17 protein-coding genes are annotated in these 16,167 nt (G+C 70.6%); 6 read left to right on the forward strand and 11 right to left on the reverse strand.

The window, feature by feature from the left end:
• Positions 1-75: 75 nt before the first annotated feature.
• Entirely contained in the window at positions 76-879 is an 804-nt protein-coding gene (locus tag AB3M90_RS07610; protein WP_412951104.1) for a ParA family protein, read from the forward strand.
• A gap of 121 nt (positions 880-1,000) precedes the next feature.
• Here the strand turns inward: AB3M90_RS07610 and AB3M90_RS07615 are convergent, their stop codons facing one another.
• The 3 genes from AB3M90_RS07615 to AB3M90_RS07625 all read right to left on the reverse strand — a co-directional run bounded on the left by AB3M90_RS07615 (position 1,001) and on the right by AB3M90_RS07625 (position 2,808).
• Entirely contained in the window at positions 1,001-1,546 is a 546-nt protein-coding gene (locus AB3M90_RS07615) for a MerR family transcriptional regulator (RefSeq protein WP_412951105.1), read from the reverse strand.
• Positions 1,547-1,645: 99 nt separating this feature from the next.
• The gene (gene ftsR, locus AB3M90_RS07620; RefSeq protein ID WP_412951106.1) at positions 1,646-2,323 is read right to left on the reverse strand and encodes a transcriptional regulator FtsR; all 678 of its coding nucleotides are present in this window, start codon (positions 2,321-2,323) and stop codon (positions 1,646-1,648) included.
• On the reverse strand, positions 2,323-2,808 hold the full coding sequence (locus tag AB3M90_RS07625) for an FHA domain-containing protein (protein ID WP_412951107.1): 486 nt from the start codon (positions 2,806-2,808) through the stop codon (positions 2,323-2,325). Before AB3M90_RS07625 ends, ftsR begins: the two co-directional genes overlap by 1 nt.
• A gap of 99 nt (positions 2,809-2,907) precedes the next feature.
• Here AB3M90_RS07625 and AB3M90_RS07630 point away from each other — a divergent pair, with 99 nt between their 5' ends.
• Together AB3M90_RS07630 and lpdA are read left to right on the forward strand one after the other, a co-directional pair.
• Positions 2,908-3,549: a copper resistance protein CopC gene (locus AB3M90_RS07630; protein ID WP_412951108.1), complete on the forward strand. Its 642-nt coding sequence runs from the start codon at positions 2,908-2,910 to the stop codon at positions 3,547-3,549.
• Between the two features lie 9 nt (positions 3,550-3,558).
• Complete coding sequence (gene lpdA, locus AB3M90_RS07635; RefSeq protein ID WP_412951110.1) at positions 3,559-4,956, forward strand: dihydrolipoyl dehydrogenase; 1,398 nt, start codon at positions 3,559-3,561, stop codon at positions 4,954-4,956.
• A gap of 60 nt (positions 4,957-5,016) precedes the next feature.
• Here lpdA and AB3M90_RS07640 read toward each other — a convergent pair whose 3' ends face one another.
• The 6 genes from AB3M90_RS07640 to AB3M90_RS07665 all read right to left on the reverse strand — a co-directional run bounded on the left by AB3M90_RS07640 (position 5,017) and on the right by AB3M90_RS07665 (position 9,411).
• Complete coding sequence (locus tag AB3M90_RS07640; RefSeq protein ID WP_412951111.1) at positions 5,017-6,138, reverse strand: FAD-dependent oxidoreductase; 1,122 nt, start codon at positions 6,136-6,138, stop codon at positions 5,017-5,019.
• Positions 6,125-6,850, reverse strand: a complete 726-nt coding sequence (locus AB3M90_RS07645; protein ID WP_412951112.1) for a methyltransferase domain-containing protein — start codon at positions 6,848-6,850, stop codon at positions 6,125-6,127. The genes AB3M90_RS07640 and AB3M90_RS07645 overlap by 14 nt, the downstream gene beginning before the upstream one ends.
• Positions 6,847-8,004, reverse strand: coding sequence for a type III polyketide synthase (locus AB3M90_RS07650; protein WP_412951114.1), 1,158 nt, complete (start codon positions 8,002-8,004; stop codon positions 6,847-6,849). Before AB3M90_RS07650 ends, AB3M90_RS07645 begins: the two co-directional genes overlap by 4 nt.
• A gap of 63 nt (positions 8,005-8,067) precedes the next feature.
• A complete protein-coding gene (locus AB3M90_RS07655; protein WP_412951116.1) occupies positions 8,068-8,682 on the reverse strand; it encodes a CYTH domain-containing protein in 615 nt (204 codons plus the stop codon).
• Positions 8,675-8,887, reverse strand: a complete 213-nt coding sequence (locus tag AB3M90_RS07660; protein ID WP_412951119.1) for a response regulator — start codon at positions 8,885-8,887, stop codon at positions 8,675-8,677. The genes AB3M90_RS07655 and AB3M90_RS07660 overlap by 8 nt, the downstream gene beginning before the upstream one ends.
• Before the next feature lie 53 nt (positions 8,888-8,940).
• Positions 8,941-9,411: a prepilin peptidase gene (locus AB3M90_RS07665; RefSeq protein WP_412951120.1), complete on the reverse strand. Its 471-nt coding sequence runs from the start codon at positions 9,409-9,411 to the stop codon at positions 8,941-8,943.
• Positions 9,412-9,550: 139 nt separating this feature from the next.
• Here AB3M90_RS07665 and AB3M90_RS07670 point away from each other — a divergent pair, with 139 nt between their 5' ends.
• From AB3M90_RS07670 to AB3M90_RS07680, 3 genes are read left to right on the forward strand one after another with little or no spacing between them, the layout of a single operon-like run.
• Positions 9,551-10,375, forward strand: a complete 825-nt coding sequence (locus AB3M90_RS07670; protein WP_412951122.1) for a hypothetical protein — start codon at positions 9,551-9,553, stop codon at positions 10,373-10,375.
• The gene (locus tag AB3M90_RS07675; RefSeq protein WP_412951123.1) at positions 10,372-11,910 is read left to right on the forward strand and encodes a Y-family DNA polymerase; all 1,539 of its coding nucleotides are present in this window, start codon (positions 10,372-10,374) and stop codon (positions 11,908-11,910) included. The genes AB3M90_RS07670 and AB3M90_RS07675 overlap by 4 nt, the downstream gene beginning before the upstream one ends.
• Positions 11,910-15,371 (forward strand): error-prone DNA polymerase, encoded by a 3,462-nt coding sequence (locus AB3M90_RS07680; protein ID WP_412951124.1) that lies wholly within the window; start codon positions 11,910-11,912, stop codon positions 15,369-15,371. The genes AB3M90_RS07675 and AB3M90_RS07680 overlap by 1 nt, the downstream gene beginning before the upstream one ends.
• Here AB3M90_RS07680 and AB3M90_RS07685 read toward each other — a convergent pair.
• On the reverse strand, positions 15,343-15,501 hold the full coding sequence (locus AB3M90_RS07685) for a hypothetical protein (protein ID WP_412951125.1): 159 nt from the start codon (positions 15,499-15,501) through the stop codon (positions 15,343-15,345). The genes AB3M90_RS07680 and AB3M90_RS07685 overlap by 29 nt on opposite strands.
• Positions 15,498-15,881, reverse strand: coding sequence for a hypothetical protein (locus AB3M90_RS07690; RefSeq protein WP_412951127.1), 384 nt, complete (start codon positions 15,879-15,881; stop codon positions 15,498-15,500). The genes AB3M90_RS07685 and AB3M90_RS07690 overlap by 4 nt, the downstream gene beginning before the upstream one ends.
• Positions 15,882-16,167: the final 286 nt, after the last annotated feature.

The raw sequence follows: 16,167 nt of genomic DNA on the forward strand, positions 1-16,167 counted from the left end.
TCGATGCACGTCGTTTTGGCGTGCAGGGGCGGGGCTGAGTGTCCCCTCAGCCTAGGGGAAGGTAACGTGGAGTCCGTGCACGTACTCAGCGTCAGCTCTCTCAAGGGGGGCGTCGGCAAGACGACCGTGACACTCGGGCTGGCCTCCGCGGCCTTCGCCCGTGGCGTCCGGACCCTCGTCGTCGACCTCGACCCCCAGTCCGACGTCTCCACCGGAATGGACATCCAGGTGGCCGGCCGGCTCAACATCGCCGACGTCCTCGCGAACCCGAAGGAGAAGGTCGTCCGCCAGGCGATCACGTCGAGCGGATGGGCCAAGGTGCACCCCGGAACCATCGACGTCCTCATCGGCAGCCCCTCCGCCATCAACTTCGACGGCCCGCATCCCAGCGTCCGCGACGTCTGGAAGCTCGAAGAGGCCCTGGCCGCCGTCGAGGCGGACTACGACCTCGTGCTCGTCGACTGCGCGCCCTCGCTGAACGCGCTGACCCGCACCGCCTGGGCTGCGAGCGACCGTGTGATGGTCGTCACCGAGCCCGGTCTGTTCTCGGTCGCCGCCGCCGACCGCGCGCTACGTGCCATCGAGGAGATCCGCCGTGGTCTGTCCCCGCGCCTCCAGCCGCTCGGGATCGTCGTGAACCGGGTGCGGCCGCAGTCGATCGAGCATCAGTTCCGCATCAAAGAGCTGCGCGACATGTTCGGGCCGCTCGTCCTGTCCCCTCAGCTCCCCGAGCGCACGTCTCTGCAGCAGGCGCAGGGCGCCGCGAAGCCGTTGCACATCTGGCCGGGCGACTCCGCGCAGGAGCTCGCCGCCGACTTCGATCAGCTGCTCGACCGGATCATCCGCACCGGACGCATCGCCCTGCCCGAGAACGCCTGACGCTTCGACAGGCTCAGCGACCCAAGGGGCCCTGAGCCTGTCGAAGGGGTCCCTGAGTCTGTCGAAGGGGTCCCTGAGTCTGTCGAAGGGGTCCCTGAGTCTGTCGAAGGGGTCCCTGAGTTCAGGCGGTGCGCTTGGCCCGACGGGCCGACAGCTCGTCGACGGGGTCGGGCGCGGTGGGGTCGAACGCCACGAGCGTCGATTCGACCTCGCGCAGGACCTTGCCCACGGCGATGCCGAAGACGCCCTGGCCGCGGCTGACGAGGTCGATGACCTCGTCGTTCGAGGTGCACAGGTACACCGAGGCGCCGTCGCTCATCAGCGTGGTCCCGGCGAGGTCGCGGATGCCGGCGCGACGCAGTTCGTCGACCGCCGTGCGGATCTGCTGGAGGGAGATGCCGGTGTCGAGCAGGCTCTTGACGAGCTTCAGCACGAGGATGTCGCGGAAGCCGTAGAGCCGCTGCGAGCCGGAGCCGCTCGCCCCTCGGACGGTCGGCTCGACGAGCTCGGTGCGCGCCCAGTAGTCCAGCTGCCGGTACGTGATGCCGGCGGCGCGAGCGGCGACGGCTCCGCGGTAACCGACTTCGTCGTCCATGGCCGGCAGACCGTCGGTGAAGAGGAGTTCGGGCACGAACCGCGGGTCGCCTGCGAGCTCATCCGCATTCATCTGAAATCCTCCCTGGAACGGTTATCTCCACGGTAGAGCAGTGCTCGGGCACCGGCAACGACATCCGAGCGACGCCGAAGGTGTGTCGCAATCAGTTCGTTACGAAAGCACGCGAGACAGCGCGTCCTTGACGAACAGCGCGCGGACCTCGTCGATCTTCGAGGCCAGCTCGGGGCCGAGCTCGCTGGCTTTCGCGCGCGACGCGGCATCCGTCCGTCGCAGCAGCGCCGACAGGGCCGACTCGATCAGCGCCACCTCGCGCTCCGCCCCCTGACGGAGTGCGCGCAGGTGCCGAGGCTCGATCCCGTGTCGATCGAGCGCGACCAGTCCGCGCAGCAGCGTGACGGTCGCCTCGGGATAGTTCTCCTGCGCGGTGATGATCCCCGTGCTGATCGCGTCGTTGAGCAGCTGCGGGCCGGCGCCGGCGGCGGTGAGCAGTTCGGCGCGTCGGTAGCGGCGCGGCGCCGGGGCGATCGACGGCGGCGGTGCGAGCGACGTGTCTCCGGCGGCGGCGTCGAGCTGCTCGCGGATGACGCTCAGGGGCAGATAGTGGTCGCGCTGCAGCGTGAGTCCCAGACGCAGGCGCTCGATGTCGGCCGCCGAGAACTTGCGATACCCCGACTCGGTGCGGGAGGGAGCGACGATGCCCTGCACCTCGAGGAACCGCAGCTTGCTGGAGGTGAGATCGGGGAACTCCGGGGTGAGTCGCGCGAGCACCTGACCGATACTCAACAGACCCGCGGACGCCGAGCGTTCGCGGGCAGGAGAGGCCGCCATCAGGCGTTCGCCGCCTGGCGGTCGTGCGGAGAGGCGAAGAAGTTCAGCCGGAACTTGCCGACGCGGAGCTCTGAGCCGTCGTCGAGCGCGCTGCGGTCGACGCGCTCGCCGTTCACGTAGGTGCCGTTGAGCGACCGCTGGTCGATGATCTCGAACGTCGTGCCGGTGCGGGTGATCTCGGCGTGCCGACGCGAGACGGTCACGTCGTCGAAGAAGATGTCGGCCTCGGGATGACGTCCGACCGTCGTGACGTCGGTGTCGAGCAGGTAGCGGGCACCGGCGAGAGCGCCGGACCGGACGAGCAGCAGAGCGGAGCCCGAGGGAAGGGCCGCGATGGCGGACTGCTCGACGTCGGTGAGCTCGACGCCGAACGGCACGAACGACAGATCGGAATCGTGTCCGAACGTCTGCGTCACGTCGTGCTTCTGCTCGCCAGAGCGGTGGATCGCGGCTTCTCCGGCCGGTCGGCTGTCGCTGTCAGTCACTGTGCCCTCCTGATGGTCCAGACTAACGGATGCCGGGCCGCCCGCGGGAGCCGCATCCGCACTCAGCCGTCACATACCGGGGATTCATAGGGTGGTCCTGTGAAGACCACAGCCCTGCGCCTCCCGCTCGCTCCCGTCGCCCTCGCCGCGGCGCTTCTCGCCGCCTTCCTGGTGCTGTTCCCCGCCCTGCCGGCATCCGCGCACGACTCCCTCACATCGTCGACGCCCGGCGCCGACGAACAGGTCGAGACCCTTCCCGACGAGCTGACCCTGACGTTCAGCGCCAAACTCATCGACGGCGAGGGCGCCACCGAGGTGGTCGTGCTCGATCCGGAGGGGAACGCGGTCACCGACGGGGCCGCCACGGTCGACGGCGCCATCGTCACCCAGCCGCTCGTCGGTTCGGGCCCGGCAGGCGAGTACCACGTGAAGTGGAAGGTCGTCTCGAGCGACGGGCACCCGACCTCCGACGAGTTCTTCTTCACCGTGACGGCGGGCACCGAGGCCGACGAGACCGAGCAGCCCAGCGCCGCCCCCACGACGTCCTCCCCCGAGGAGGAGGCGTCCACGGCGCCGGAGGCCACCACCGCGCCCGAGAGCGCCGAGACCTCGGGACCCGGCGCCTGGATCTGGGTCCTGTGGATCGGCGGCATCCTGGTCGTCGTCGCGCTGATCGTCTGGCTCTCCGTCCGGGGTCGCGGCGCCGCCGCGGCCGGCTCCGACGATCCCGCGGAGCGATAGGCTGGAGCCATGCCTCATTACGACGTCGTCATCCTCGGTGCAGGTCCTGGTGGATACGTCGCTGCGGTCCGCAGCGCGCAGCTCGGCCTGTCGACCGCCATCATCGAAGAGAAGTACTGGGGCGGTGTGTGCCTCAACGTCGGCTGCATCCCCTCCAAGGCGCTGCTGAAGAACGCCGAACTGGCCCACACGCTGAACCACAAGGCCGACTTCTTCGGCATCTCGGGCGACTTCACGATCGACTACGGCAAGGCGTTCGACCGCAGCCGCGTCGTCGCCGACGGCCGGGTCAAGGGCATCCATTTCCTGATGAAGAAGAACAAGGTGACCGAGTACGACGGTCGGGGCACCTTCACCGGCCCGAAGGCCATCTCGGTGGCGAAGGCGGACGGCTCCACCGAAGAGGTCACGTTCGACAACGTCATCATCGCCACCGGCTCGAAGGTGCGCCTCCTCCCCGGAGTGCAGCTGAGCGACAACGTCGTGACCTACGAGGAGCAGATCCTCTCCCGCGAGCTCCCGAAGTCCATCGTGATCGTCGGCGCCGGCGCCATCGGCATGGAGTTCGCGTACGTGATGACGAACTACGGCGTCAAGGTCACCATCATCGAGTTCCTCGACCGCGCACTTCCCAACGAAGACGCCGACGTGTCGAAGGAGATCACGAAGCAGTACAAGAACTACGGCGTCGACATCCTCACCTCCACCAAGGTCGAGTCGGTCGTCGACAACGGCTCGTCGGTGACGGTCACGTACACCGGCAAGGACGGCCAGCAGTCGTCGATCGAGGCCGACAAGGTGCTCATGTCGGTCGGCTTCGCCCCCAACGTCGAGGGCTTCGGCCTCGACAAGACGGGCGTGAAGCTGACCGAGCGCGGCGCGATCGACATCGACGACCACATGCGCACGAACGTCGAGGGCATCTACGCCATCGGAGACGTCACGGCCAAGCTGCAGCTCGCCCACGTGGCCGAGGCGCAGGGTGTCGTCGCCGCCGAGACGATCGGCAAGGCCGAGACCCAGACTCTCGGGGACTACCGGATGATGCCGCGTGCGACGTTCTGCTCGCCGCAGGTCGCGTCGTTCGGCCTCACCGAGCAGCAGGCGAAGGACGAGGGCCGCGAGATCAAAGTCGCGACGTTCCCGTTCATGGCGAACGGCAAGGCGCACGGACTGGGCGAACCCGTCGGATTCGTCAAGCTCATCGCCGATGCCGAGCACCTCGAGCTCATCGGGGCCCACATGATCGGGCCCGACGTCTCGGAGCTCCTCCCGGAGCTCACCCTCGCGCAGAAGTGGGACCTCACGGCTCTCGAGCTGGCGCGCAACGTGCACACGCACCCGACGCTGTCGGAGGCGCTGCAGGAGGGCTTCCACGGTCTCGCGGGCCACATGATCAACTTCTGAGTCGACACCCCGTCGCACGATTCGGCCCCGGCCCCCGAGGGGTGCCGGGGCCGTCGTGCGTCACAGACCCTTCATCGTGATGAGCCCGGCCGACCACGACCGCAGCGGTCGCGACCCCATGGCTCGCATGACGATCTCTCTCGGCATGACGACGGCGGGTGCGGCCGGGGCGCCCATCGACATGTAGAAGGCCGTGCGCCGCTGCGCCGCCCGCGTCGACCGCCCGACCTTCCGGGCGTATCGGCCGAGGTCGGGCATCGGTCCGGGAACGGAGTGCGCGAGCTCGGCCGCGAGGCGCGCGGCATCCGTCCAGCCCAGGTTCATGCCCTGTCCGCCGATCGGGCTGATCTCGTGGGCGGCGTCGCCGAGCAGCACGATCCGGCCGCGCTGCAGACGTCGGGCCGCGTGCTGCGCGGCGACGAACACCGAGGGGCGGTCGTCGTCCGACACCCCGGGACGGATGCCGGTGCGCTCCTCGACCGCTGCCCGGAAGGCCGCCCCGGTACCGAGCGGCGCGTCGGCGCCCTGCCGCACGACCCAGCGACGCCGCCCTCCGGGAAGGGGGAACGACTCGACGAGGCCGCCCGGTTCGCAGTGCAGCACCGCGCGGTCTCCGGGCTCCGGGTCCGCGACATCGACCATCGCGTACGTCGCCCGTCGTCCGCGGCGCCGCCATCCGAACCCCATCTCCGCCCGGAGTCGGCTGTGCACGCCGTCGGCCACGACCACGCAGGAGGCCGTGAGCTCCCGCGGCCCGTCGGCTGCGGCGACGACGACACGCACCTCGCCGCCGTCGTCATGGATCGTCTGCACGTCGTGCCCGGGACGCAGCGCGCCCGGGGCCAGCGCGTGCAGCCGAGCTCGGAGAAGGGCGTCGGTGCGAGGCTGCGGCATGATCAGCACCGGGCGATCGGGAGTGAACTCGAGCGACGCCAGCGTTCTGCGTCTGCTGCGCACCTCGCCGCCACGGAGATGCAGCGCCTCGGCCCGGATCTGCGCGCCGATGCCCGCCGCGTCGAGCGCATCGAGACCCGGTCGGTGGATGCCGATCGCCCGCGTGCGCGGGTCGCGCTGGTGCCGTCGCTCGCATGCCGCCACCCGCAGGCCCTCCTGCGACAGCAGACACGCCAGCATCAGGCCGACCGGTCCGGCTCCGACGATCACGACGTCATGGTCGGGCACGGCGGTCCTCCCACCGCAGCTCCAGCCGGGCGGGAACTCCCCTGCGGACCGTCCATCCCGGTGGCACGGCCGCGCGCAGCTCGGCGGGGGTGTAGGAGCGTCGGATGCTGAGCAGACCGTCTTCCCGGATGAACGAATCCGCCAGGAGCGAGCGCGAGATCGGCCACGTGACCGCCGCGAACGATCCGTAGGCGATCCGGCTGCGGGAGATGTCGTGATGGGAGGCGAGGCCTCCGGGCGCGAGCAGCCGGCGGGAGTCGTCGAGCACCGTGCGCAGCTCGGACTCGTCGAGGTGATGCAGCACGTGATTCGACAGCACGACGTCGAACTTCTCCCCCGCATCGGCCAGCTCGGTCGTCAGGGCCCGACGGTAGCGGACACCCGCTCCACGGTCATGCGCAGACGCCCAGCGGATGGCCCGCTCGTCGGCGTCGAGAGCCGTGATCTCGGCGACGATGCTGTCGTGACGCAGACGGCCGGCGATCAGGCGGCAGAGGTCGGCGCCGCCCGCCCCGATGTCGAGGATGCGCAGCGGCCGGGCGCCGACGGCGCGCGGTCGGATGTCTCGCCGATAGATGAGACCGGGGCGGGAGACCACGGCGTTCACCAGGCCGAAGCGGCCGTAGGTGCGCGCCAGCATCCGCTCGTCCGCCCGCGGGTCGTCCATCAGCTCGCGGATGTCGACGTCGCGAACCGAGAGGTCTGGTCTCATGACTCCGCGGCGACCACGGTCATCAGCGCGCTCTCGGCGGTCAACCCCGGTCCGAACGCCATCGCCGCGACCCGATCGCCGGCGTCTGCGCCTTCCTCCTCGAGGATCCGCTTCAGGACGAAGAGCACCGTGGCGCTGGACATGTTCCCGAACTCGCGCAGCACCTCGCGAGCCGGATGCAGCTGGAGGTCGCTGAGATGCATCTTCTCCTGAACGCGATCCAGGATGCTGCGCCCGCCCGGATGGATGGCCCAGTGCGCCACCGCGCTTCCGACCCGATGGTCCTCGAACGCGGCGGCCAGGTCGTCTTCCGGGGCGTACAGCGGGCGAAGAGCGTCGATGATCGTCTCGCCGATGATCTGCGGCACGGTCGTCGCGAGGATCATCTCGAATCCGGTGTCGCCGATCGTCCAGGCCATGGCCTTCTCGCCCTCCGGCGCGATCGCGGTGTGGAAGCGGTCGAGGCGCAGGGCGGTCGCACCGGCGGGCAGCGCCCTGGCGGTGACGATGCCCGCCGCCGCCCCGTCGGCGAACAGCGAGGAAGCGACGATGGTGTCGGGGTCTTCGGACGACCGGAGATGCAGTGTGCAGAGCTCGACGCTGACGACGAGGACGACCGCGTTCTCGTCTGCGGCACAGAACTGGCTCGCCGCCCGCAGGGCGGGCATCGAGGCGTAGCAGCCCATGAAGCCGAGGTGGTAGCGCTGCACGCTGTCGGACAACCCGAGTGCCCGCACGATCTCGTACTCGGGCCCGGGAGCATGGAATCCGGTGCACGAGACGGTGATCACATGGGTCACGTCGGCGGCGTCGATGTCGGGGTCGGCGTCGAGAGCGCGTCGAGCCACCTCGACGAAGAGACGCGCCGCCTCACGGGTGTAGACGTCGTTGCGCAGCTTCGTGCCCGGGGCGAGGAGCTCTCCGGAGCGGCGGTCGAAGAAGACGGGCTCATCCACGTCGGTGTCGAGGGAGAGCTCCTGGATCACCGTGTGCCGGGTGTCGATGCCGGAGACGTTGAACGACGTGGCCACGATCCGCTGGGCCAGGCGCCCGATGTCGGGCTGCTGGGCGAAGACGTCGCGCACCTCGTCCTGGTGGAGGACGGTGTCGGGGACGATCGTCTGCAGCGATCGAAGCACAGGCGGTCGGCTCATGGTGTCACTCAAGCACGCGCGACGCGGTGGCGCGAAGGGGTTGCATGCGGCGGCGGTCTCCGTCTAAAGGCCGAGCGCACGGGCGAGCTTGGACTCCGACGCGGAACGGCGCCCGCCGACGGCTTCGACCGCCTGGTCGACCGCGGCGAAGAACGCGGATCGTTCCGCCTCGTCGGTCGGCGCGGCCGGTCCGAGCTCCATCTCCCATTCACGCCATTCCCGCTGATCACCCCGGCGCAGATCGGTGGCGCGCACGTGATCGTCGACGAATTCGGCCACCACTCCGGCGGGGCCCGTCAGCAGGTAGGCGGTGCGATCGTTCTCGATGCGGGCGAGGGGCGCGAGCGGCTCGGTCGTCCACTCCGAGAGCGCCGAGGAGACGGCGTCGGGAAGCTCGTCCCCGTCGGTGAGGGGCCAGCCCAGCTCGAGGCGGCCGTCGCCCTGTCGCGGGCCCTTCACATGCCACCCCGCGTCGGGCCCTCCCGCGCGTCGGCGCAGCGCCACGCCCGCGCGCCCGAGGGCACCGTCGGCGGTGTCGAGGTAGCGGGCGTCCAGCGACCGGGACTCGCCCGTCGAGACCGCATCGACACCGGGGATGCCCCGCCAGTCCGGCAGGGGCGTGTCGGCATCGACGTCGTACTTGCGCTCGACCTCGACGGTGCGCGACGGCTCAGTCATCTTCGAGCGTGAGGTCCTCGAGGGCTTCGTCGAACCAGTAGTCGATCTCGGTGGGGCCGTCTTCGGGGCCGGTGTTCTGCGGTTCGCCGCGGCGGTTGTACACCACCTGCGTCTCGCTGTAGGGGACGATCAGCTTGTCGTCCGCATCGCCGAGGGGGATGATCTGCCCGTCGAGCGGGCCGCCGTGGAGTCGTGCGAGTGCCATGCGTTCAGAGTAGTCCGTGTATCGGACAGGGGCGCGGGATCGCCTCGCGCCGGTCATGCGACGAGGACTCCGAGGAGGGCGCCGACGATCATCCAGGGGCCGAAGGCGATGCGCGTCGCGCCGTCCGCCCGCCGCAGCAGGATGAGCACGAGGGCGTAGAGCGAGCCCAGCACGAAGGCGGATGCCGCACCGACGGCGAGCGACGGCCATCCGTGCCAGCCCAGCACCAGCCCGATGACGGCGGCGAGCTTGACGTCGCCGCCGCCCATGCCCGAGCGGCTGATCAGCCGCAGCACGGCGTAGAAGCCGCCGAGGAGCAGCATCCCGATGAGGGCGCGGATCAGCGCGTCGCTCCGTCCCGTCGCGAGGGCGTCGATCGCGATCACCACGAGAAGCGCTGCCAGGGTCGGCAGCACGATCCGGTTCGGGAGGCGGTGGGTGCGGGCATCGATCACGACCAGCCATCCGCCGATGCCGAGCAGGGCGACGTGCACGAGCGTCACGAGCAGGAGGCGGGGGTCCATCCCGGCAGGTTAGGAGATCGGCGAGGCCTCGAGGCGGCGGGTGTGGATAACTCCGAGGTTGCAGAGGGCGATGTCCGATGTGCGAACTATCGTCGTTTCTGCACTTGCGTTATTCGTACATAGATTCGAGGATGGATGCATGGGGATCGGGCTCGACGCGGTGACCGCGCTCTCTCCGACCAGCGACACCCGCGCCGGAGAGGTGCTGCGGCTGCGCCGCGAGATCAGCAGGATGCAGCGCCGTCGCAGCGAGCACGCGCTGCTCCCCCTCGACCCCGCGTTCGGCGCTCTGCTGCCGGAGGAGGGATTGCAGACCGGCACCGCTTACACCGTATCCCCCTCACCGAGTCTGGTGCTCGCCCTGCTCAGCGCGGCCTCTCGGAAGGGGCACTGGTGCGCGGTGGTCGGCATGCCGACGCTCGGCGTCGAGGCCGCCGCCGCCTTCGGCATCGACCTGTCCCGACTGATCCTCGTCCCCGAACCCGGTGATCGCTGGCTCGCGGCGACCTCCGCGCTGGCCGAGGTCGTCCCCCTGATCGCGGTGAGCCCCCTCTCCCGTGTGCGGGATGCCGATGTCTCGCGCCTCAGCGCTCGGCTGCGCGACCGGGGGTGCACGCTGCTGGTCACCGAATCCCCCGCCGCGGGCTCGGCATCGGGGGCATCGTCGGCCGGGAGATGGCCGCAGAGCGAAGGCTCCATCCGCCTGCATGATCCGCACTGGCACGGACTCGGGGCGGGGTGGGGGCTGCTCTCCGACTGCACGGTGACGGTCACCGCCCTGACCCGGCACAGCCCTCGACCGTCGAGCGTGCGCGTGCAGCTGCCCGGCGGGCACGGCGCTCTCGAGGCCGCCGCGGCCGAGCTCACCGTCCTGCCCTCGCTCACCGAGAGCGCTGCGCCGGGCAGGTCCGCACCGCAGCCGGAGACCCCCTCCGAGCTCCTGCACTGGGCGGAGGCCGGATGAACGCCCCGCTCCGCGTCCTCGTGCTGTGGTTCCCCGACTGGCCGCTGCGGGCGGCACTCGGGGGGCCGCCGCCGCATCCCCCCACCGCCCTGGTGCAGGCGAACACCGTCGTCGCCTGCACGGCCTCGGCCCGAGAGCACGGCGTGCGCACCGGTCAGCGCCGCCGGGAGGCTCAGGGACACCTCTCGTCGCTGCGGGTGCTCCCCCACGACCCGGCCCGCGACGAACGCGCCTTCCTGCCCGTGCTGCAGCTCATCGAGAAGCACGCCCCCGGGACCACCCTGCTGCGTCCGGGCCTCGCGATCCTCCGCGCCCGCGGCATCTCCCGCTATCACGGCGGCGAGGCCGAGGCCGCCGGAGCACTCGCGACCATGCTGGCCGAGACGGGTCTGCCCGAGGTGCGCATCGGCGTCGCCGACGGGCTCTTCACCGCCGAGATCGCCGCCCGCGGCCCCCAGGCCTGCACGGTCGTACCACCGGGCGGCTCGCAGGAGTTCCTCGCCCCCTTCCCGGTGCAGGTGCTGCGGGACGAGCAGATCACCGGACTGCTCGTCCGCCTCGGCGTGCGCACCCTCGGCGAGTTCACCGCGCTCGCACCGCTCGACGTGCGCGACCGCTTCGGCGATCACGGCGCCCGTCTCCAGGCGCTCGCCGCCGGCGCCGACTCCCGCCCGCTGACCCCCCGTCCGCCCGACCCCGAGCTCATGCGGAGCATCGAGTTCGAGGCCCCCCTGGCGGGAGCCGATCAGGTGGCCTTCGCCGTGCGGCAGACCGCGGATGCCGTGCTGCTCGCTCTCGGCGACGCCTCGGTCGTGTGCACGGAGGTGAGGATCGATCTGACCGACGACGACGGGAAGGTGTACTCGCGCACCTGGCTGCATCCGACGTGCTTCGACGCCTCCGACCTGGTCGATCGTGTGCGGTGGCAGCTGGAGGCGCTGGCCGCGCAGACGGCGAAGGAGCCCGTCGACGAGGCTCGGGCGTTCGGCGGGATCGTGGCGGTGCGCATCGTTCCGGCCGCCGTCGACGACGCCGCCCATCACCAGCCGGGCCTCTTCGGCTCGGGAACCGACGAGCGACTGCATCACGCCGTGTCGCGCGTGCAGACCATGCTGGGGCATCAGGGGGTGGTCACGGCCGCCCTGTCGGGGGGACGATGGCTCGCCGACCGTCAGGTGCTCACGCCGTGGGGCGAGCGCGCCGTCCCCCCGCGCGACCCGCGCTCTCCGTGGCCCGGCAGCCTGCCCGATCCGCTCCCGGCCGAGGTCTTCCTGCCGCCCCGGCCCATCGGGGTGCTCGATGCCGACGGAGCGCTGCTCAGCATCGACGAGCGCGGCGCCCTCTCGCACGAGCCCGCCCGCATCGACGGTGTCGCCGTGCAGGCGTGGGCGGGTCCCTGGCCCGTCCACGAACGCCGCTGGGCCTCCGACGGAGGCCGACGAGGGCACCGGCTCCAGATCGTCGACGACCTCGATCGGGCGTGGCTGGTCTTCCGCGCGGGCGAGCGCTGGTGGGCCGAGGGGAGGTACCGCTGATGGGCTGGCACAACCCGCCCCAGACCTGGGATGAGCTGGAGCGCACCCTGAGCGGCGAGGAACCGGCTCCGCGGCAGGGCGTCGAACCTCCCGGCACGCGTCCCGACCCCGGTCCGGTGAGCCGGCGACGGCAGCGCACGCCTGTCACCGGCATCCAGCGGCCGGTCGATGCGGTGCCCTATGCCGAGCTGCACGCGCACTCGTCGTACTCGTTCCTCGACGGGGCCTCCTCGCCGGAGGATCTGCTCGCCGAAGCCGAGCGGCTCGGACTCACCGCCCTCGCCCTCACCGACCACGACGGCTTCTACGGAGCGGCGCGCTTCGCCGATCAGGCCGAACTCATGAAGCTCGAGCTGCAGACGGTCTACGGCGCCGAGCTGTCCCTCGACCTGCCCGCCCCGCAGCAGGGCAGCCCCGATCCCACGGGCGACCATCTGCTGGTCATCGCCCGCGGGATGGAGGGCTATCACCGCCTCTCGGGCGCGATCACCGCCGCACAGCTGCGTGGGGGCGAGAAGGGCCGACCGGTGTACGACATCGACGAGCTGTCGGCGCGCGCCGGCGGTCACTGGACGATCCTGACCGGATGCCGCAAGGGCGCCGTGCGCCGCGGCCTCGAGGCCGGTGATGCCGCCACCCCGCTCCGGCGACTCGTCGACCTGTTCGGAGCCGACCACGTCGCCGTCGAGCTCTTCGATCATGGCGACCCGCAGGACACCAGGCGCAACGACGCTTTGGCCGACCTCGCCCAGCGGATGCGACTGCCCGTCGTCGCGACGAACAACGTGCACTACGCCAGCCCTGCCCAGGCGCCCCTCGCCGAGGCGGTCGCCGCCGTCCGCGCCGTGCGCAGCATGGACGAGCTCGACGGCTGGCTGCCCTCGCACGGCGGAGCACACCTGCGCAGCGGGGCCGAGATGACGGCCCGTTTCCAGCGCCACCCCGGCGCCATCTCGTACGGCCTCGACCTGGCCGCGGCATCCGCCTTCCCCCTCCGCCTCGCCCGCCCGGCGCTGCCGAAGCAGAAGGTGCCAGACGGACACACCCCGATGAGCTGGCTGCGACGCCTGGTGTGGGAGGCCGTGCCCGCGAAGTACCCGCGGTTGACCGACGACGAGCATCGCCGCATCGAGCGCGAACTCGACGTCATCGAGGAGAAGGACTTCCCCGGATACTTCCTCATCGTGCACGGCATCGTCGCCGAGGCCCGGCGGCGCGGCATCCTCTGTCAGGGCCGGGGCTCCGCGGCGGCGAGCGCGGTCTGCTATCTGCTCGGCATCACCGCCGTCGACCCGATCCTCTACGGACTCCCCTTCGAGCGGTTCCTCGCCACCACCCGCACGGAGGAGCCCGACATCGATGTGGACTTCGACTCCCGCCGCCGCGAGGAGATCATCCAGTGGGTGTACGACGAGTACGGGCGGGAGCGTGCCGCGCAGGTGGCGAACGTCATCCAGTACCGTCCGAAGAACGCGGTGCGCGACATGGCCAGGGCGCTCGGCCACTCGCCCGGCCAGCAGGACGCCTGGTCGCGGCAGGTCGACGGGTGGAGCAGCGGCCTGGAGCCGGCCGAAGGGCATGACATCCCCGAGAACGTGCTCTCCTATGCGAGCGAGCTGCTGAAGGCACCCCGCCATCTGGGCATCCACTCCGGCGGCATGGTGCTCACCGCGCGTCCGGTCGGCGAGGTCGTTCCGGTCGAGCACGCCCGCATGGAGAATCGCACGGTGATCCAGTGGGACAAGGACGACGCGGCCTTCATGGGTCTGGTGAAGTTCGATCTGCTGGGTCTCGGGATGCTGGCCGCTCTGCAGCACTGCTTCGACATGATCCGCGAGGCCACGGGCGAGAAGTGGACTCTCGAGACGCTGCCCAAGGAGGAGCCCGGCGTCTACGACATGCTGTGCCGCGCCGATTCGATCGGAGTGTTCCAGGTCGAGTCCCGTGCGCAGATCGGCCTGCTCCCCCGCCTGCAGCCGCGACGCTTCTACGATCTCACCATCCAGATCGCCCTGATCCGTCCCGGCCCCATCCAGGGCGGGGCGGTGCATCCGTTCGTCCGGCGCAAGATGGCGAAGGACCGGCTCGACGAGGAGAACAGGGAGCGGGTCGCCCGCGGCGAAGCGCCTCTGGACTTTCCGATCCCCTATCCGCACAGCGATCTCGTGCCGATCCTGAAGCGCACTCTGGGCATCCCCATCTTCCAGGAGCAGCTGATCCAGATGGCCACGGCGGTCGGCGACTGCACGGCCGACGAGGCCGACCTGCTGCGCCGGGCCATGGGATCCAAGCGCGGCCTGGAGAAGATCGACCGAGTGCGCGAGAAGCTGTACGCGGGGATGGCCAGGCGCGGACTCGACGCCGAGGCGTCGGATCGCATCTATGCGCAGATCCAGGCGTTCGCGAACTTCGGGTTCGCCGAGTCGCATTCCCTGTCGTTCGCCCTGCTCGTCTACGCCAGCTCCTGGCTGAAGCTGCACTACCCCGCGGCCTTCCTCGCCGGACTCCTGCGGTCGCAGCCGATGGGCTTCTACTCCGCCGGGACCCTGACCGCAGATGCCCGGCGCCATGGGGTCGAGGTGCGACGCCCCGATCTGCATGCCTCGGGCGCGACCGAGACCCTCGAGCCGGTGACCGCGTCCGGGGAGCGGCGTCCCACCGGGAGGGACGAGTGCCTGGCCACCCCGCAGCCGCCGACGCTCCGCTTCGACAGGGATGCCCCCGATGAGTCGGCCTCGCATCGGCGAGACGGCGGCTTCGCGGTGAGACTGGGGCTCAGCGGCATCCGCGGCATCGGCGTGCCGATGGCGGAGAGGATCGTCGCCGAGCGCGAGGCGCACGGCCCTTATCGCGATCTGCACGACCTCGTGCGGCGCACGGATGCCACCGCCGCTCAGCTCGAGGCGCTCGCCACCGCCGGAGCGTTCGCCTGCCTCGGCTTGGAGCGGCGTGAGGCGATCTGGCTCGCGGGTGCCGCGGCAGACGACCGGTCGCGCTTCCTGCCCGGCACCACGGTCGCGGTGCAGCCGCCGCTGTTCGCCGACCAGACGAGCTACGAGCGGCTCTCGGCCGACCTGTGGGCGACCGGTGTGTCGACCGACGACCATCCGATGGCGCATTTCCGCGAGGCGCTGCGCGACCGCCGCGTCCTGACCGCCGACGATCTGCGCCGGCACGAGTCCGGCCGTCGCATCGAGGTCGCCGGTCTCGTCACGCACCGACAACGCCCCGCGACCGCGTCGGGGATCACCTTCATGAACCTCGAAGACGAGAGCGGGCTGGTGAACGTCGTCTGCTCGACCGGCGTCTGGAACCGCTATCGACGGGTCGCCCGCGACTCGCCCGCCCTCATCGTCCGCGGCATCCTGGAACGATCGGACGAGGGCGTCGTCAACGTGCTCGCCGATGCCTTCGAAGACCTCCGGACCGGCCTCACGCATCGATCCCGGGACTTCCGATGATGATCGAGCTGCCCTGGCGACGCTCGCCGATCCGTCCGCCGCCGAGCTCACCCTGGCGACGCTCGCCGATCCGTCCGCCGCCGAGCTCACCTGCCGCCGACTTCGCCGCCGACCGGGGGCGGACTCTCACCAGAAGCGTTCCGGCTCCTCCATCGGCGGGCGATCCGTGCCGCCCCAGCGGTCGGCCTCCGCCTTCGCCGCATCCGCCGCGGCGTCGGCGTCGCGCAGCGCGCCCTTCGCCCCCGCACCGGGGCCGATCGGATCGATGCGCAGCACTGTGCGGACGGCTCCCCCGCCGGTCATCGTCACGGCGCACTCGAGCACCCGACCGATCCAGCGCTCCGACTCGCCCCGAACCGCGTCGGATCGCCGGTAGCGGATGCCGGTGTCGAGGTCGACCAGCATGACCGCGATCGCCTCTCCGGTGAGCGGGTCGACGAGCTCGGTCACCTCGACCCGATGCCCCGGAGCGACGGCGACGGGAGCCGGGAATACGAGTGATCTGTCCATGCCTCCACCTTAGGAAGGCCGTCCACCAAGACAACCGGGATCGCCCGGGAAAGTTTTTCGTAACTTTCTTTGTCCCCCAAATGGTGGACAAGCCGAAATAGGGATATTCTGCTTCCGTAGCGGGGGCTACGCGGCTGGGAAAGGGGACTCAGCCGAAGAGAGCAGCGATGACTTCGCCGCCTCCCCAACCGTCCGGGAAGGACGGTGAGCCCTCTCGACGACACCGTCTGGGGCCGGGTCGCTCGGGAGGGCCGCACCTCCGTCGATGATGCTCGTCGATCGGTGT

Source organism: Microbacterium martis (assembly GCF_047246685.1).
GTDB lineage: Bacteria > Actinomycetota > Actinomycetes > Actinomycetales > Microbacteriaceae > Microbacterium.